The 16,362-nt window shown below is 49.2% G+C and carries 17 protein-coding genes and 1 riboswitch; of the genes, 15 read left to right on the top strand and 2 right to left on the bottom strand.

Annotation, left to right across the window (positions count from 1 at the left end):
- The 5 genes from pknB to KNQ09_RS07265 all read left to right on the top strand — a co-directional run bounded on the left by pknB (position 1) and on the right by KNQ09_RS07265 (position 4,882).
- Positions 1-1,935, top strand: coding sequence for a Stk1 family PASTA domain-containing Ser/Thr kinase (gene pknB / locus KNQ09_RS07285; RefSeq protein WP_214858030.1), 1,935 nt, complete (start codon positions 1-3; stop codon positions 1,933-1,935).
- 25 nt (positions 1,936-1,960) lie between these two features.
- Positions 1,961-2,866, top strand: coding sequence for a ribosome small subunit-dependent GTPase A (rsgA, locus tag KNQ09_RS07280; protein WP_050677499.1), 906 nt, complete (start codon positions 1,961-1,963; stop codon positions 2,864-2,866).
- Between the two features lie 2 nt (positions 2,867-2,868).
- Positions 2,869-3,525: a ribulose-phosphate 3-epimerase gene (gene rpe / locus KNQ09_RS07275; RefSeq protein ID WP_064299636.1), complete on the top strand. Its 657-nt coding sequence runs from the start codon at positions 2,869-2,871 to the stop codon at positions 3,523-3,525.
- 22 nt (positions 3,526-3,547) lie between these two features.
- A riboswitch (TPP riboswitch) is annotated at positions 3,548-3,657 on the top strand.
- 60 nt (positions 3,658-3,717) lie between these two features.
- Positions 3,718-4,278, top strand: coding sequence for an energy-coupled thiamine transporter ThiT (gene thiT, locus KNQ09_RS07270; RefSeq protein ID WP_023468761.1), 561 nt, complete (start codon positions 3,718-3,720; stop codon positions 4,276-4,278).
- A gap of 1 nt (position 4,279) precedes the next feature.
- Positions 4,280-4,882: a thiamine diphosphokinase gene (locus KNQ09_RS07265; RefSeq protein WP_029342104.1), complete on the top strand. Its 603-nt coding sequence runs from the start codon at positions 4,280-4,282 to the stop codon at positions 4,880-4,882.
- A gap of 54 nt (positions 4,883-4,936) precedes the next feature.
- Here the strand turns inward: KNQ09_RS07265 and KNQ09_RS07260 are convergent, their stop codons facing one another.
- On the bottom strand, positions 4,937-6,340 hold the full coding sequence (locus tag KNQ09_RS07260; RefSeq protein ID WP_064299638.1) for an amino acid permease: 1,404 nt from the start codon (positions 6,338-6,340) through the stop codon (positions 4,937-4,939).
- A gap of 140 nt (positions 6,341-6,480) precedes the next feature.
- The gene (gene rpmB, locus KNQ09_RS07255) at positions 6,481-6,669 is read right to left on the bottom strand and encodes a 50S ribosomal protein L28 (RefSeq protein WP_023468758.1); all 189 of its coding nucleotides are present in this window, start codon (positions 6,667-6,669) and stop codon (positions 6,481-6,483) included.
- A 283-nt stretch (positions 6,670-6,952) separates the two neighbouring features.
- On the opposite strand from rpmB, the gene KNQ09_RS07250 reads away from it, so the two are divergent.
- From KNQ09_RS07250 to acpP, 10 genes are all read left to right on the top strand, one after another.
- Positions 6,953-7,315 carry an Asp23/Gls24 family envelope stress response protein gene (locus tag KNQ09_RS07250; RefSeq protein ID WP_023468757.1) on the top strand — a complete coding sequence of 121 codons (363 nt, stop codon included), beginning with the start codon at positions 6,953-6,955 and terminating at the stop codon, positions 7,313-7,315.
- Positions 7,316-7,340: 25 nt separating this feature from the next.
- On the top strand, positions 7,341-9,014 hold the full coding sequence (locus KNQ09_RS07245) for a DAK2 domain-containing protein (protein ID WP_369792079.1): 1,674 nt from the start codon (positions 7,341-7,343) through the stop codon (positions 9,012-9,014).
- Between the two features lie 100 nt (positions 9,015-9,114).
- A complete protein-coding gene (gene sdaAB, locus KNQ09_RS07240) occupies positions 9,115-9,777 on the top strand; it encodes an L-serine ammonia-lyase, iron-sulfur-dependent subunit beta (RefSeq protein ID WP_023468755.1) in 663 nt (220 codons plus the stop codon).
- A 4-nt stretch (positions 9,778-9,781) separates the two neighbouring features.
- Positions 9,782-10,678: an L-serine ammonia-lyase, iron-sulfur-dependent, subunit alpha gene (gene sdaAA / locus KNQ09_RS07235; RefSeq protein ID WP_023468754.1), complete on the top strand. Its 897-nt coding sequence runs from the start codon at positions 9,782-9,784 to the stop codon at positions 10,676-10,678.
- Positions 10,662-12,692: an ATP-dependent DNA helicase RecG gene (gene recG, locus KNQ09_RS07230; RefSeq protein WP_214858029.1), complete on the top strand. Its 2,031-nt coding sequence runs from the start codon at positions 10,662-10,664 to the stop codon at positions 12,690-12,692. Before sdaAA ends, recG begins: the two co-directional genes overlap by 17 nt.
- Before the next feature lie 85 nt (positions 12,693-12,777).
- Positions 12,778-13,347 carry a transcription factor FapR gene (gene fapR / locus KNQ09_RS07225; protein ID WP_023468752.1) on the top strand — a complete coding sequence of 190 codons (570 nt, stop codon included), beginning with the start codon at positions 12,778-12,780 and terminating at the stop codon, positions 13,345-13,347.
- On the top strand, positions 13,344-14,339 hold the full coding sequence (gene plsX, locus KNQ09_RS07220) for a phosphate acyltransferase PlsX (protein WP_050677493.1): 996 nt from the start codon (positions 13,344-13,346) through the stop codon (positions 14,337-14,339). The genes fapR and plsX overlap by 4 nt, the downstream gene beginning before the upstream one ends.
- A gap of 16 nt (positions 14,340-14,355) precedes the next feature.
- The gene (gene fabD, locus KNQ09_RS07215; protein ID WP_035396761.1) at positions 14,356-15,276 is read left to right on the top strand and encodes an ACP S-malonyltransferase; all 921 of its coding nucleotides are present in this window, start codon (positions 14,356-14,358) and stop codon (positions 15,274-15,276) included.
- Positions 15,273-16,004 (top strand): 3-oxoacyl-[acyl-carrier-protein] reductase, encoded by a 732-nt coding sequence (fabG, locus tag KNQ09_RS07210; protein ID WP_035396763.1) that lies wholly within the window; start codon positions 15,273-15,275, stop codon positions 16,002-16,004. The genes fabD and fabG overlap by 4 nt, the downstream gene beginning before the upstream one ends.
- A gap of 70 nt (positions 16,005-16,074) precedes the next feature.
- Positions 16,075-16,314 (top strand): acyl carrier protein, encoded by a 240-nt coding sequence (acpP, locus tag KNQ09_RS07205; RefSeq protein WP_029342095.1) that lies wholly within the window; start codon positions 16,075-16,077, stop codon positions 16,312-16,314.
- Positions 16,315-16,362: the final 48 nt, after the last annotated feature.

The following is a 16,362-nucleotide window of genomic DNA, read 5'->3' as shown; positions in this document are numbered from 1 at the left end:
ATGCGATACGGAGATCGATTAAATGACCGCTACCGCATAGAACGGCTAGTTGGAAGTGGCGGGATGGCGAATGTCTATCAAGCCTATGATGAGATTTTAAAGCGTCATGTTGCCATTAAGATTTTACGGACTGAATTTTCGCATGACGAACAGTTCATTCGTCGATTCGAACGTGAAGCGCATGCTGCTACCAGCTTGAATCATCCAAACATCGTTGCCGTCTATGATGTAGGCGAAGAAGATGCCATCTATTACATCGTCATGGAGTATATCGATGGTATGACATTAAAAACATTTTGTGAAAATCAAGCATTACCTGTGCCGCAGGCCGTCGATATCATCGCTCAAATTTGTGATGCGATCGATCACGCCCATGCACACCGGATCATCCATCGCGATATCAAACCGCAAAACATGTTGATTCGAGAAGATGGTACCGTCAAAGTAACGGATTTCGGAATCGCTGTGGCAATGTCGAATGCGACGCTGACGCATACGATGTCAGTCCTTGGATCCGTCCATTACTTTTCACCAGAACAAGCAAAAGGTAAATTTGCGGATGAGAAGTCGGATATCTATTCGCTTGGTGCTGTATTATACGAACTTGTTACAGGACAAGTCCCGTTCGAAGGTGATTCACCGGTTGCGATTGCTTTAAAGCATCTGCAAGATACACCGCGTCGCCCATCCGTCTTGAATCCGAAAGTGCCACAAGCGCTTGAGAACTGTATCATGCAGGCGCTCGCAAAAGCACCGCATGACCGCCAACAGTCCGTCGCAGCCTTTAAGACAGATATGGTGACGGCGTTGTCTGACGAACGAGCAAGTGAAGGCATCCGTGGTGCAGAAGAGGATGAGATGGAAAAGACGATGGTCTTATCGCCTGTACAAGTGCCAGAAGAATCAAAAGCGGAACCAGAATCACCCGCTGTCACGACCGTTCAACCGAAAACACCGGAAAAGAAAAAGAAAAAACGCTGGTGGATCGTCCTCTTATTGCTCATATTGCTAGGTGGTGCAGCTACGACGTTTGCGATGTGGCCAGATCCAACGGTCACCGTACCATCTGTCGTCAAGTCGGATGGAGACGAAGCGGAAACGAAGCTTGAGAAACTTGGATTCGTTGTTGAGACGACAGAACGAAATAGCGATACAGTCGAGGAAGGCGATGTCATCAGTCAGACACCGCGTGAAAACGCACAAGTCAAGAAGGGTTCGACAGTCAACTTGGTCGTCTCTACAGGTAGTGCTCCGGTCGAAGTACCGGATGTGACAGATGACGCTGAAAAAGAGGCGATCGCCACATTAAAAGAGGCTGGATTCGCAAAAGTCGAAGTCGAACGTGAAAAGTCGGATGAAATCGCGCGAGGTAATGTTATCCGACAATCGATCTCTGCTGGAACGGAAGTGATCGCAAAAGAACAGACGATTACGATCACTGTCTCAGAAGGAACTTCGTCCTTTGAATTGAAAGATTTGACGAACTTATCGAGTGATGAAGCAAAAGCGTATCTCGATGAAATGGGTCTCGACGGCACGTTTGAACAAGAATTTTCAAGTGACGTGAAGCTCGATCAAGTCATCCGTCAATTCCCGCAAGCAGGAGCACAAGTCGAACCGAACGACTCCGTGACTGTGTTCATCTCAAAAGGTGAGGAAGAAAAAACGGTGACGGCAACGTTCCCTGAAAAGGTCGTCTATGATGCGGTCAGCGAGAACGAGGACGAGGAACCACCGAAACAAGTCATCCGGATTGAGACGGAAGACGCGAAAGGGAAGCGGACCGTCATCGAGGAATCGATTGATCAAGATGAGACATTCGACGTGCCGGTGACAATCGATCCGGGAGAAGAAGGAAAAATTACGATCTATAAAGACGATACGGTATATCGTTCAAAAACCATCACGTACAATCAAGCAAAAGACGCACAATGAATGTGATGAAAAAGGAGTGCATAGGATGACGGAACAACGCATCGAAGAGAATCGAGAAGGAACGATCATACGCCTGCAGGGTGGCTTTTATGATGTCATGACACCAGAAGGAGAGGTCCGTTCACGGGCAAGAGGGAATTTCCGAAAACGCGGCATCAGTCCAGTTGTCGGAGACGAGGTCGTTCTTCATATCGAAAGTGAGACGGGATATATTCTCGAAGTGAAGGAGCGGGACAACTTTTTAGTACGCCCTCCAGTCGCGAATATCGACCAGGCATTGCTCGTCGTCTCGGCGGCAGAACCTGATTTTTCAGCGCACTTGCTCGACCGATTTCTCGTTTTGATCGAAGCGAAGGAAATTCAACCCGTCATCCTGTTGACGAAGATGGATTTGCTGGACGATGTTAAAGGACCGGCTGTCCGAGAGGCGATTGCCGCTTACCGGAAGATTGGGTATACGGTCATCGAGACATCAAGTGAGACGTTGGCAGGTGTTGAGCAAGTCCGTCCGTTACTTGCTGGAAAAACGAGCGTTCTCGCCGGACAATCCGGTGTCGGGAAAAGTTCATTGCTCAATGCACTGGAACCCTCTCTTGATTTAGAAACAAGTGCGATCTCGAAATCACTCGGACGAGGACGTCATACGACGCGCCACGTCACATTGATGCCGCTTGCCGAAGGATTGATTGCCGATACGCCAGGTTTCTCGAACCTCGATTTTCCGTATGATATGGAAATCGAGGATGTACGGTGGAGTTTCCCTGAATTCGTGGCTGTACAAGATGATTGCAAATACCGAGGTTGCTTGCATTTGAATGAACCCGGTTGTGCCGTCAAGGAAGCCGTCGAAGCCCAAGAAATCATGTCCTCTCGTTATGAGAACTATGGTATGTTTATAGACGAAATCAAGAATCGAGCCCGGAGGTATTGAAGATGATTAAAATTGCACCATCTATCTTATCAGCAGATTTTGCGAATCTCGAACGCGATGTTAAAGCAGTCGAAGCAGCAGGCGCGGACTATATCCATTTTGATGTCATGGACGGTCAGTTCGTACCGAACATCTCATTTGGATTACCTGTGCTTAGCAGCTTACGTCAAAAGACGGATATGATTCTCGATGTCCATTTGATGATCGACCAGCCAGAACGTTTCGTCGAGGATTTCGTCAAAGCAGGGGCGGACATCGTGACGTTCCACGTCGAAGCGACGAATCATGTCCATCGTGTCTTGCAACAAATCAAAGCAGCGGGCGCAAAGGCAGGAGTCGTCTTGAATCCCCATACGCCATTATCAACGATTGAACACGTCCTTGAGGATGTCGATATGGTTTTATTGATGACGGTCAATCCGGGCTTCGGTGGACAAGCCTTCATCGAGCGTGTCATGCCGAAACTCGCAGCACTTGCGCAAATGAAAGCAGAGCGTGGTCTGACATTTGAAATCGAGATTGACGGTGGCGTCAATCCGGAAACGGCAAAGCTTTGCATCGATAACGGTGCGAACGTTCTCGTCGCAGGATCAGCAATCTACAATGCACCAGATTATGCGGAAGCGATCACTAGCATTCGTCAAGGGGCTGCCGTATAATAAGAACGAGAAAACGAAATATGATGACCGCAAGGGGTGTCGCTTGAAAAGCGGCTGAGAGGAGTCTTTTAGACTTTAACCCTTCGAACCTGTTCCGTTCAAACGGACGTAGGGATGTGGCGCACGCAGGCAGTACGGCGTTCGTCGTACTGCCTTTTTGCGTCCTCTCGTACAATGAAGGAGGAAAATAGCATGAAACGGTTACAAATGATGATGGAAATTGCCATCTTCGCCAGTCTCGGAGTCGTCTTTGATTTACTGATTCCATTCAAAATGCCACAAGGAGGCTCAATCAGCTTAGCGATGTTACCGATCTTCGTCATGGCATTTCGCCACGGTGTCGTCGGAGGGGTCGTCACGGGAGCGCTTGTCGGTACGATTCAATTGATGTTCGCTCCACAAGTCTTGACGATCGTTCAACCGATGCTTGACTATACGATTGCGTATGGTGTCGTCGGATTAAGTGGTCTGTTCGCGCGTCAAGTCAGACTAGCCGCGCGCAATGGACAAAAGAAAAGCTTGATGGCGTTCGTTCTCCTGGCGACGTTATTAGGCGCAGGACTCCGTTATATATGTCATGTCATCAGTGGAATCGTCTTTTTTGCCGAGTATGCCGAAGGTCCAGTCGTACCGTATTCATTGATTTATAACGCGACATACATGGTACCGTCTTACGTTCTTTGTGGTGTCGTTGCGGGTCTTTTATTCACGACTGCGCCACGCTTACTCCGTTATTCGGCACGAGGCGTCTGAGATGCGGGCGATTCTCGTCTGTGCCGGTCCGCGAGAAGAAGCGCCGGATTTACGGACGTTTTGTCAGCCAGGTGACTTTATCGTCGGTGTCGACGGTGGTGTTCAGACGATTGAATCGTTTGGGCTGACATGCGACCTGACGATTGGTGATTTTGATTCTCTTGGTTATGTACCAGAAGGGGCAATCGTTCATCCGGCCGAGAAAGATGAAACGGATCTCGAACTGGCACTTCGTACAGTCTCAGAGAAGAAACAGTTTGAGGATACCTTCATTATCGGGGCGACAGGTGGGCGGCTCGACATGACCGTCCAAAATGTATATCTATTGAAGCGATACCCAGAGGCACGACTCGTGACGAAACGAGAAGAGGTACGATACTTGGCTGAGGGAACGTATGCAGTCGAAGCAGGGAGCTATCATTATCTTTCGTTCATTCCACTCGTACCATCGACTTTAAGCTTATCCGGAGTCAAATATCCACTTGATGCACATCCAGTACCGGTCGGAGGTTCCTTGACCGTCAGTAATGAATGGTGTGCGTCAGAAGCGAAGGTAGAGCTCCATCAAGGAGAACTATTGATGATGCGGACGCTTAAGGAATAGCACAATCATAGGAAAGAGGCCGTGGATGACTCCGCGGCCTCTTTTTAGATGAAATTATTCTTCGAGTTGAGAAGGGGCGACACGGATGTCGCTTTGAGCGGATAGATGTTTTCCTTTGACGAAGAGATGATAACTTCCCCACATGACAAGGAAGAAAGGAACACCGATGTATAGTGCGATTCGTTGATCCGCTTGAAACGCAAGACTGACGAGGACGACGACGTTAAGTGTCAACGAAATCAGTGGTAACACCGGATAGAGTGGTGTCTTGAATTTCAGTTCGGATACATCGTGTCCGTTTCGGACGAACTGACGACGAAATGCAAGCTGCGAAGCAGAGATTGAAATCCAGCCGACTTGAGCCCCGAGTCCGGCTAAGGACAAGAGCCAAATGAAGACGGTATCTTCTGCGAAAAATGCGGTCAGAAGCGATAACATCGCGAACATCATCGTAAAGAGCAACGCCCGCATCGGCACACCACGTGCATTGACGTAAGATAATTTCTTTGAAATCATCCCTTCTTGCGCCATTGCCCATAACATCCGAGTCGCCGCATATAATCCGGAGTTTCCGACGGACAACAACGCTGTCAAGACGACGATGTTCATCAAATCAGCAGCGTACGGAATACCGATCGCATCAAAGACCATGATGAACGGACTGCTGACTCCGCCAGCTGTTTCATAAGGAATTAATGCACCAACGATCGTAATCGATAAGACGAAGAAGATGAACGTCCGCCAGACTGTATTGCGGATGGCTTTTGGAATCGATTTTTCGGGCGTGTCGGACTCCCCAGCCGCAACACCGATCAATTCCGTTCCTTGGAAGGCGAAGTTGACGGCAATCATCGTCGTCAAGACACCGAGAATCCCGTTTGGAAACCAACCGCTTGCCGTAAAGTTCGCAAATAACGATGTCGGACGATCTGCTTCCATCGGTAACCAGCCGAACCAAGCAGCGCCACCTAGAATGATGAAGAACAGGATCGCGAGGACCTTCAAACTCGAGAACCAGAATTCAGCTTCACCGAATGCTTTGGCGGAGACGGCATTCAGACCGAACAGCAAGACCGTAAAGACGGTACACCAGACGACAACGGGTACGTTCGGAAACCAGCGGTCCATCAAACTGCCGGCAGCTGTAATTTCGAGTGCCACCGTCACGGCCCAGCCGAGCCAATAAATCCAACCGACGGCAAAGCCGACCCCTGGTCCGATGAATCGGGTCGTATAGGTCTGAAATGACCCCGAGACCGGCAGATAGACCGCTAATTCTCCTAGACATAACATCGTCAGATACATGATGGTCCCACCCACGATGTAACTGAGGACCGCCCCGAGAGGTCCTGCTTGTGAAATCGTTAATCCTGACCCTAAAAATAAGCCTGTTCCGATGATTCCGCCGAGTGAAATCATGAACAGGTGTCGACTCGTCATCTCTCGTTTGAGTTGCATGATGACTTCCCCCAATTCTGACAAAATAAAGTACGTTCCTATTGTAAGCGTTCTCAATAAAAGCGACAATTAGTTTATGAGAAAAATAAATGAGGGCATAAAAAAACCGGAAGGGAAGATTCCCATCCGGTGGTTGCGCCTTATACGCGTTCGACTTTACCTGATTTAAGAGCTCGAGCTGAAACCCAAACCTTTTTCGGCTTACCGTCGACGAGGATACGTACTTTTTGTACGTTGACTCCCCAAGTACGTTTTGTTTTGTTCAATGCGTGTGAACGGTTGTTACCCGACTTTGGCGATTTCCCAGTAACGTAGCATTTACGTGCCATGCGTTCCGCCTCCTTTTATGTTGTTTTGCGTTCGTCCTAATAGACACTTTGCTATCTTAGCATGGTGTCAGGGCGGTTGCAACATAAAAAAAGTAGCTGACAAGAAAAAAACTTGACAGACAACCTCGAAATTTAAAATAATGGATGAGGATGATGGTAAAAGTTCATTTGACCGCTACTATTTTTCACTTATTCATTGTATAGTCAGTACGGCGACTTTTCAATAGTAGGTCCTTATAGTAGAATTATGAGAAGAATACAATATTCAAAGGGGGCTACTCAGGTGGCGATCGAGATGAAAACGACCTATGGAAAGATTGATGTAGATAATGATGTCGTCGCGCAACTTGCGGGCGGCGCAGCAATGGAATGTTTTGGTGTCGTTGGTATGGCATCCCAGTCTCAAATCAAGGATGGTCTTGCTGAACTCTTAAAACGTGAGAACTTTGCACGCGGTGTCATCGTTCGACAGGCTTCAGAGCAGGTCCATATCGATATGCATATCATCGTAAGCTATGGAACGAAAATCTCAGAGGTGGCGAACAACGTACAGAGTCGCGTGAAATACACGCTCAGTCAGGCACTAGGTCTTGACGTGACATCTGTGAACATCTTTGTCCAAGGAGTCCGCTTGACGAATGTCTAAGGCGGGAATAGAGGAGGAAACTTTAGTGAGTGTAGATCGTTTAACAGGAGCGCAGTTAGTCAAGATGATTCAAAATGGCGCGGCGAATCTCTATCAAAATGCAGATTTCGTCGATTCATTGAACGTCTTCCCTGTGCCAGATGGTGATACGGGAACGAACATGAATTTGACGATGACTTCAGGTGCAAAAGAAGCAGGTAAATCAACTTCGGATTCTGTATCGGAAGTCGCGAACGTCTTCGCACGTGGATTATTGATGGGGGCGCGCGGAAACTCTGGCGTCATCTTAAGTCAATTGTTCCGTGGATTCTCGAAATCAATCGAAGGCAAAACAACGATTGATACGAAGGAATTCGCAGATGCGTTACAAAAAGGTGTCGATACAGCATACAAAGCAGTCATGAAACCGGTTGAAGGAACAATCTTGACGGTTGCCCGTGAAACAGCTGTCGCTGCTATCGCACAATCTGAGACGACGACGGATTTCTTAGAGTTGATGCGTCAACTCGTCGAAGCTTCGAAAGTATCGCTCGACGGTACACCAGAACTTCTTCCGGTATTAAAAGAAGTCGGCGTCGTTGACTCTGGTGGTCAAGGTCTCGTCTGTATCTATGAAGGATTCCTCGCAACACTCGAAGGAAAAGAACTCGACAAACCGCATGCGCCTGTCATGGAAGCACTCGTCGAAGCAGAGCATCATAAAACGGCTCAAAGCTTCATGTCGACAGAAGAAATCCATTACGGTTACTGTACGGAAATCATGGTTCGTTTCCAAGATGACAAGCTTGCGAATGCACCATTCAGCGAAGAAGACTTCCGTAACGAATTAGCGGAATTCGGTGATTCATTGCTCGTCGTAGCGGATGAAGAACTCCTTAAAGTTCACGTCCACGTTGAAACACCAGGAGAAGTCATCACAAAAGGACAACGTTTCGGTGAACTCGTCGCTGTTAAGATTGAAAACATGCGTCAACAACACTCGACGATCCTTGAAGAAGAAGGTGCGAACCAAGTCACTCCAGTCGCTGCACCGAAGGCAAAAGCGAAAGCAGCCCTCGTGACAGTCGCAATGGGTGAAGGAATCAGCGAACTCTTTAAATCACTCGGTGTCAGTGTCGTCATCGAAGGCGGACAAACGATGAACCCGTCGACTGAAGATATCGTTAAGGCGATCGAGGATGCACACGCTGAACACGTTTATGTCTATCCAAACAACTCAAACATCATCATGGCCGCTGAACAAGCAGCATCTGTTGCGAATTGTGGTGTGACGGTCGTGAAATCAAAAACAGTTCCACAAGGTTTAGCAGCAACAATCGTCTATAATCCAGAAGCGACTGTCGAAGAGAACGAAGCGCACATGGCAGATGCGATTGCAGCCGTTAAGTCGGGACAAGTCACATATGCCGTACGTGATACGAACATCGATGGTGTAGAAATCAAGAAGGACGACCATATGGCGATTGCTGAAAAACAAATCGTCGCTACGGACGCTTCAAGTCTTGGTGCAGTCAAGAAACTCGTCGATACACTCGTCACTGAGGACGACGAAATCATCACGGTTCTTTACGGTGAAGGCGTCTCAACAGAAGAAGTCGACGACCTCGTCGCGTACATCGAATCGGTCAATCCGGATGCTGAGGTGGAAGTCCACGACGGCAAACAACCACTTTATTCGTACATTTTAAGCGTCGAATAAAACCATCATACTGAAAAAGGGCGACTAGCCTTTTCACGAATCCCACCATCTGCGATAATAGAGGTGGGATTTCGTTTGTTTCATAGAGAGGGGAAAAGAAATGAAATATCGTAGCGTCTTTGACATCATCGGACCAGTCATGGTTGGTCCATCGAGCTCGCATACAGCAGGAGCTGCACGGATTGGATTGATGGCGGGTAAATTATTCGGGGAAACGCCTACTGTCATCCACATCACGTTTTACGGTTCATTCGCGGATACGTATCGTGGACATGGAACGGATGTCGCCATCATCGGCGGTGTTCTCGGATACGATACGTTTGACGACCGGATTCCACAATCGATCGATATCGCGAAGTCGAAAGGGATTGAGATTCATTTTGAGACGAGTGAGGCGTTGACGGATCATCCGAATACGGCTCGTGTCCATTTGACGAATGGAGTAGAAGAGTTTGAATTGGTTGGTATTTCAATTGGTGGGGGAACGATTGAAATCACGGAATTAAATGGTGTACCGCTTCGTTTGTCCGGTGGGGGACCGGCACTCGTCGTCTTACACCATGACCGTTTTGGTGCGATCGCAGCCGTGACGAGCATTTTGGCTGATTACGAAATCAATATCGGGCATATGGAAGTGTCACGGCATGAAAAAGGAAAACAAGCACTTATGGCAATTGAGATTGATGACCGGATAACGGCAGAAGTGTTGGAAGAAATCGATCGGTTACCTCAAGTCGAGCGTGCCGTCATGATGGGAGAGTGAAGACATGTTTAAATCCGTAAAAGAACTCGTCGCCATCGCGACGGAACGAAATATTCCGATTTCGGAAGTCATGATCGAGCAAGAGATGACGGTTCGTCATTTAGAGCGAGATGAAGTCTATGCGATGATGGAACGAAACCTGCAAGTGATGGAAGAAGCAGTCGCTCGTTCACTTGATGGTGACGGTGTCCAGTCGGTGACAGGACTGACCGGTGGGGATGCTGTCTTGCTTCAACGGTACCGTGCTTCAGGTAAAGGATTATCCGGTGATTTATTATTGGACGCCGTTAGTAAGGCAATCGGAACGAATGAAGTCAATGCTGCGATGGGAAAAATTTGTGCGACACCAACGGCAGGGAGTGCCGGCGTCGTGCCAGGCACGTTATTTGCTGTCAAAGATCGCTTAAACCCAACGCGTGAGCAGATGTTACGCTTCTTGTTCACATCCGGTGCGTTTGGTTTCGTCGTCGCGAACAATGCATCGATTTCCGGAGCGGCTGGTGGCTGTCAAGCAGAAGTCGGTTCGGCAACAGCGATGGCAGCAGCTGCCATCGTTGAGATGGCGGGCGGAACACCGGATCAGTCAGCGCATGCTTTTGCGATCGCGCTGAAGAACATGCTTGGACTCGTCTGTGATCCTGTTGCAGGACTCGTCGAAGTGCCATGCGTGAAACGCAATGCGATGGGTGGGGCGAATGCTGTTGTCGCTGCCGACATGGCACTCGCTGGAATCACGTCACGGATTCCGTGTGATGAAGTCATCTCAGCCATGCATGAGATTGGTCAGATGATGCCGTCTGCGCTTCGCGAGACAGCAAAAGGTGGACTCGCGAATACGCCGACTGGTCGCTGGCTCGAAGCAAAAATCTTCGGAGAGTTATCGAATGAATCCATCACGTGACGTCAAGACATTAAAAGGTGTCGGACGGGATTTGGCGAAAAAACTAGAAGAGATGAATATTCTCACCGTTGCGGACGTGCTCGAGCACGTCCCGTTTCGTTATGACGACTTCGTGACGGGAAGTCTAACGGAAGCAATCCATGAGGATAAAGTCAAGTTCACGGGTCAAGTCCAATCTGAACCACTTGTGCGCTATTACGGAAAAGGAAAGAATCGTTTAACGTTCCGTCTGCTCGTTGAAGAACGGTATAGTGTGACCGTAACGATGTTCAACCGAGCATTCTACAAAGACCAATTGCAACTTGGGGCAGAAGTGACGGTCAGTGGCAAGTGGGACTTACACCGGATGACGATCTCTGCGACGGAATTGCAATTTGGAGCAATCGAAGGCGAATTGACACCGGTCTACTCGCTACGGGGTGACATGCGGATGAAGACATTCCGACGCGTCGTCGACTTGGCGTTCAAGGAGACTGAGGCATTAGCTGAACGGATCCCGGATAGTATCCGGAAGACATACCGGTTACAAGACCGGATGACGATGTTAAAGTCGCTTCATTTCCCAACGAATCGACAAGAGTTAACGGCTGCTCGTCGCAGTTATGTCTACGAGGAGTGCCTCTATTTCCAACTGAAATTACAGGCGTTACGTCTTGGACGACGGAAAGGTCAAGGGACTGCTCTTCCCCTTCATGAAACGGATATTGCCAATTTCATCCAGAGCCTGCCGTTTCCGCTGACAGGTGCCCAGCAACGTGTGACAAAAGAGATCCTAGACGACATCGGTCGCGGCGAACGAATGAATCGGTTGTTGCAAGGGGATGTCGGAAGCGGGAAGACCGTCATCGCTGCCATCGCCTTGTTCGCGACGGTTCGTGCCGGAAAACAAGGCGCCTTGATGGTGCCGACCGAAATTTTAGCGGAACAGCATGCAGCGTCGCTCGCCCCATTGCTTGAACCACTTGGGATTCGGGTCGGTTTACTGACGAGTTCCGTTAAAGGGAAAGCGCGTGCACACTTGCTCGAAGCTCTTGTAACAGGAGAGATCGACGTCTTGGTCGGAACACATGCGCTGATTCAAGACACCGTCCAGTTCAAGGCATTACACCTCGTCATCACCGATGAACAACATCGCTTTGGTGTCGAACAACGGAAGCGGTTGCGCGCGAAAGCTGAACAGGCAGATGTATTATATATGACAGCGACACCGATTCCGCGTACGCTTGCGATATCGGTCTTTGGAGATATGGATGTTTCGATCATCGATGAGATGCCGGCGGGACGAAAGGAAATCGAGACCTACTGGGCGAAACCGCAACAGATGGAACGCGTTTTCGGGTTCGTCGAGAAAGAATTGTCGCAAGGTCGACAAGCCTACGTCATCACGCCATTGATCGAGGAATCCGAATCACTCGAAGTTCAAAATGCGATCGAATTACATGCGACATTGACCGAGCGGTTCAAGCCCTATCATGTCGGTTTGATGCATGGGCGCTTGACTTCTTCAGAAAAAGACGAGGTCATGCAGGCGTTTAAGGAGAATACTGTTCAAATCCTTGTTTCAACGACGGTCGTCGAGGTCGGTGTGAACGTTCCGAACGCGTCGATCATCGTCATTCATGATGCAGAACGCTTCGGTCTTGCGCAATTACACCAATTAAGAGGGCGCGTCGGTCGAGGCAATGCCCAGTCTTACTGTATTCTAATCGCCGATCCCTCTTCCGATACGGGAAAAGAACGGATCAAGACTATGACGGAGACGAACGATGGCTTCAAGCTAGCGGAAAAGGATTTAAAACTGCGCGGAGCCGGAAATTTCTTCGGTACCGAACAAAGTGGATTACCGCGCTTCGTCTTGACTGATCCTGCGCTCGATATTCAAGTCATGGAAACTGCGCGACAAGATGCAGTCCGCTTACTGCGATCGGACGCCTTTTGGCAAGCGCCGGAATACGATGTCTTGCGTGACTATATCGAACGACAAGGGCTACTTGAAGGAGAAAGAATCGAATAATACTTGAAAGTGAACAACAAGGGATATATACTACTGTTAGTACCAGGTAATAATAGTGGTCATCCTTCTTGTGGGAGGAACATACATGCGGGTACCTAAAAAAGAGAGACAACAAGAATTATTACAGACGATCGAGCAAAATCCGTTCATCACGGATGAAGCGCTGGCGACACGATTCCGTGTCAGTATCCAGACGATTCGTCTCGACCGGATGGAATTAAAGATTCCGGAATTACGGGAGCGAATTAAACACGTCGCGACCGAACGGCTGGATGATGTGCGTACGTTGACTGAAAATGAAGTCATTGGTGATATGATTGACCTGAAACTCGATACATCTGCGATCTCGATCCTTGAGATTTTGCCGGAACATGCGTTTAGTCGGAACGCGATCGCCCGCGGACATATTTTGTTCGCGCAGGCAAACTCGCTTGCGATTGCGCTCATCGACGATGAACTCGCGTTGACGACACGTGCGAACGTTCAGTTCACACGCTCCGTTCACGTCGGAGAACGCGTCGTTGCAAAGGCATTCGTCAGTTCCCATCGTCAAGATGGTCGTTCTGACATCACGGTGGAGAGTTATGTCGGTGAAGAATGTGTCTTCATCGGTGAGTTCACGGTGTATCGAAGTAGTAAGGAGGAATCGAAATGATTTTAGCAGTTGACGCTATGGGGGGCGACCACGCACCCCGTGCCATCGTAGAAGGAGTCGTTGCCTATTTGGCAGAACGCCCAAACGAAAACATCGATATCCGACTAGTCGGAGATGAGTTGAAATTACGCTCATACACAATCGAGGATCCGCGCGTGACGATCGTCCACGCGGCATCCGTCATCACCGGAGAAGATGAACCGGTACGTGCGATTCGCCGCAAGAAAGATAGCTCACTCGTTGTGGCTGCAAACCTGGTGAAATCAGGAGAGGCAGATGCCTTGATTTCAGCAGGCAACACGGGAGCGCTCATGACTGCCGGATTGTTCGTCATCGGTCGAATCGAAGGAGTTGACCGTCCTGCACTGGCCCCGACTTTCCCGACACGTAATGGGAAAGGTGTCGTCATCTTAGATGTTGGCGCCAACCCGGATGCGAAGGCAGAGCATCTGCTCGATTATGCCATCATGGGGTCTGTCTACGCAGAACAAGTTCGCGGCATCACACGTCCCAAAGTCGGACTCCTGAATATCGGATCAGAAGCCGGTAAAGGGAATGCACTGACGAAGGAAACGTATCCGCTACTTGAGACAGCACCGATTCATTTCGTTGGGAACGTCGAGGCGAGAGAAGCGATGAGCGGTGACGTCGATGTCATCGTCACGGAAGGTTTTGCTGGCAATACGTTACTTAAGAGTACAGAAGGGGCAGCCAGTATGATCATGGGTGTCATGAAGGAACAATTCATGAGCTCGTGGACATCAAAGCTCGCCGCTCTCGTACTGAAACCGAAGTTGAAAAAAATGAAGCAGTTGCTCGCCTATGAAGAATATGGCGGTGCCGGACTATTCGGGATTGCGGCTCCGGTCATTAAGGCGCATGGTTCAAGTAATGCCTACGCCTTCAGCCGAGCGCTCGTTCAAGCTGAGAAGATGGTCGAACAAGAAGTCGTTGCCAAAATCGTTCAAGCGAAGGCAACAGAAGCACGTTAAGAAGGAGTGAGACGAGATGGGGAAAACAGTTTGGATGTTTCCGGGACAAGGGTCACAAACCCCTGGAATGGGACAGACGCTCATCACGCAAGACGAGACACGCCAAGCACTCGCTGACCTCGGAACGCGAATTGGTCTGGATCTGACGACGCTGATGACGACAGGGACGAAGGATGAATTGAAAGCGACAGATATCGCTCAACCAGCCATCGTCGCACACAGTGCATTACTCGCACAGCAGTACGCAGCACAAGGACATACACCTGATTTCGTACTCGGACACAGTGTTGGAGAATATAGCGCGCTCGTCGCAGCTTCTGTCATCACACCGTCTGAAGCCGTCTATCTCGTCCGCGAACGCGGAAAACTCATGAATCAAGTCACGGGTGGAACGATGGCGGCGGTCATCGGCATGAATGATGTCGAGGCAGCCCATCACGCGGTCGAATCGATTGCGGCGACGGGAGAAATCGTTCAAATCGCCAACTACAACTGTCCTGGGCAATTCGTCATCTCCGGACAAATCGCAGCGGTCGAATCCGCTACAGCGAAGTTAAAAGAGCTCGGAGCAAAACGTGTCTTACCGCTTGATGTCTCAGGTGCGTTCCATTCGTCACTCATGACACCATTCGCACCACGATTCGAAGACATTCTCGTCTCGTCACCGTTTGAAGCGGCGAAGACGAAATTCATCTCGAACGTCGACAGTGCGTTCCACGATCAACCAGACGAATTGATTCGTTTGCTCGTTCAGCAGCTCTACTCACCGGTTCGATTCGAATCATGCGTTGAGCGTCTGATCGAAGAAGGTGCGGATACATTCATCGAGTTCGGTCCATCATCTCCGTTGAGCGGTCTCGTGAAACGAATCAAAAAAGATGCGAAGATCATCAGCATCACGACACTTGAGCAATTGGAAGCGGAGGGAATTCGTTGAGTAAAGTAGCACTCGTCACTGGCGCGTCACGCGGCATCGGAGCTGCCATCGCGAAGCGATTGGCAACAGATGGTTTCCGTGTCGTCGTCAACTATGCAGGAAGCACGGACAAGGCGGAAGCTGTCGTCCGTGAAATCAAGGAAGCAGGCGGAGAGGCACTCGCGATTCAAGCGAATGTCGCTGAAGCAGATGCTGTCAAACAGATGATCAAACAGACGATCGACACATTCGGTCAACTGGATTGTGTCGTCAATAATGCCGGCATCACGCGTGATGGTTTGCTGATGCGCATGAAGGAAGCGGATTTCGATGCTGTCATCGATACGAACCTGAAAGGGGCGTTTCTCGTCACGCAAGCCGCGACACGTCCGTTGTTAAAAACAAGCGGTCGTATCATCAACATCGCATCAGTCGTCGGTATTTCCGGAAATCCAGGGCAAGCGAACTATGTCGCAGCGAAAGCGGGTCTGATCGGGCTGACGAAATCCGTCGCACGTGAACTCGCTAGTAAAGGCGTCACAGTCAATGCCATCTGTCCAGGATTCATCGAAACGGACATGACGGACGAATTGACAGAAGAACAGCGGAACCTGTCACTCGGGCAAATTCCGTTGAAACGCTTCGGTCAAACCGACGATATTGCTTCACTCGTCAGTTTCATCGCTTCAGATGAAGCGCGATACATCACAGGACAAACTCTTGCCGTCGATGGCGGCATGACGATGTAACACAACTAACGGTAGTACTTTGCCAAATCGGCAATCATCTTATATACTCAACTCATGGAGGGATTTTAAAATGACAAAAGAACAAATTTTAGTAGACGTACAAGAAGCAATCGCAGAAAAATTAGGAAAAGAACAAAGTGAAATCACACTTGATAAATCGTTCAAAGACGACCTCGGTGCTGACTCTCTCGAAGTCATGGAACTCGTCATGGACTTAGAAGACAAGTTCGAAATCACGATCGAAGATGAGCAAGCAGAAAACTTGAAGACTGTCGGCGATGTCGTCAACTACATCGAAACACAAGTCTGATCATTGAAGCTGACCCACCGCAATTTGCGGTGGGCTTTAGCTGTTTAG

Origin of the sequence: Exiguobacterium sp. s191, assembly GCF_018618955.1 — a bacterium.
GTDB lineage: Bacteria > Bacillota > Bacilli > Exiguobacteriales > Exiguobacteriaceae > Exiguobacterium_A > Exiguobacterium_A abrahamii.
This window is presented reverse-complemented; position numbering and strand designations above follow the sequence as displayed.

Bases quoted from the DNA above. Each gene is read 5' to 3' on its own strand.
- pknB (WP_214858030.1), top strand. From the start codon at position 1: ATGCGATACGGAGATCGATTAAATGACCGCTACCGCATAGAACGGCTA.
- rsgA (WP_050677499.1), top strand. From the start codon at position 1,961: ATGACGGAACAACGCATCGAAGAGAATCGAGAAGGAACGATCATACGC.
- rpe (WP_064299636.1), top strand. From the start codon at position 2,869: ATGATTAAAATTGCACCATCTATCTTATCAGCAGATTTTGCGAATCTC.
- thiT (WP_023468761.1), top strand. From the start codon at position 3,718: ATGAAACGGTTACAAATGATGATGGAAATTGCCATCTTCGCCAGTCTC.
- KNQ09_RS07265 (WP_029342104.1), top strand. From the start codon at position 4,280: ATGCGGGCGATTCTCGTCTGTGCCGGTCCGCGAGAAGAAGCGCCGGAT.
- KNQ09_RS07260 (WP_064299638.1), bottom strand. From the start codon at position 6,340: ATGCAACTCAAACGAGAGATGACGAGTCGACACCTGTTCATGATTTCA.
- rpmB (WP_023468758.1), bottom strand. From the start codon at position 6,669: ATGGCACGTAAATGCTACGTTACTGGGAAATCGCCAAAGTCGGGTAAC.
- sdaAB (WP_023468755.1), top strand. From the start codon at position 9,115: ATGAAATATCGTAGCGTCTTTGACATCATCGGACCAGTCATGGTTGGT.
- sdaAA (WP_023468754.1), top strand. From the start codon at position 9,782: ATGTTTAAATCCGTAAAAGAACTCGTCGCCATCGCGACGGAACGAAAT.
- recG (WP_214858029.1), top strand. From the start codon at position 10,662: ATGAATCCATCACGTGACGTCAAGACATTAAAAGGTGTCGGACGGGAT.
- fapR (WP_023468752.1), top strand. From the start codon at position 12,778: ATGCGGGTACCTAAAAAAGAGAGACAACAAGAATTATTACAGACGATC.
- plsX (WP_050677493.1), top strand. From the start codon at position 13,344: ATGATTTTAGCAGTTGACGCTATGGGGGGCGACCACGCACCCCGTGCC.
- fabD (WP_035396761.1), top strand. From the start codon at position 14,356: ATGGGGAAAACAGTTTGGATGTTTCCGGGACAAGGGTCACAAACCCCT.
- acpP (WP_029342095.1), top strand. From the start codon at position 16,075: ATGACAAAAGAACAAATTTTAGTAGACGTACAAGAAGCAATCGCAGAA.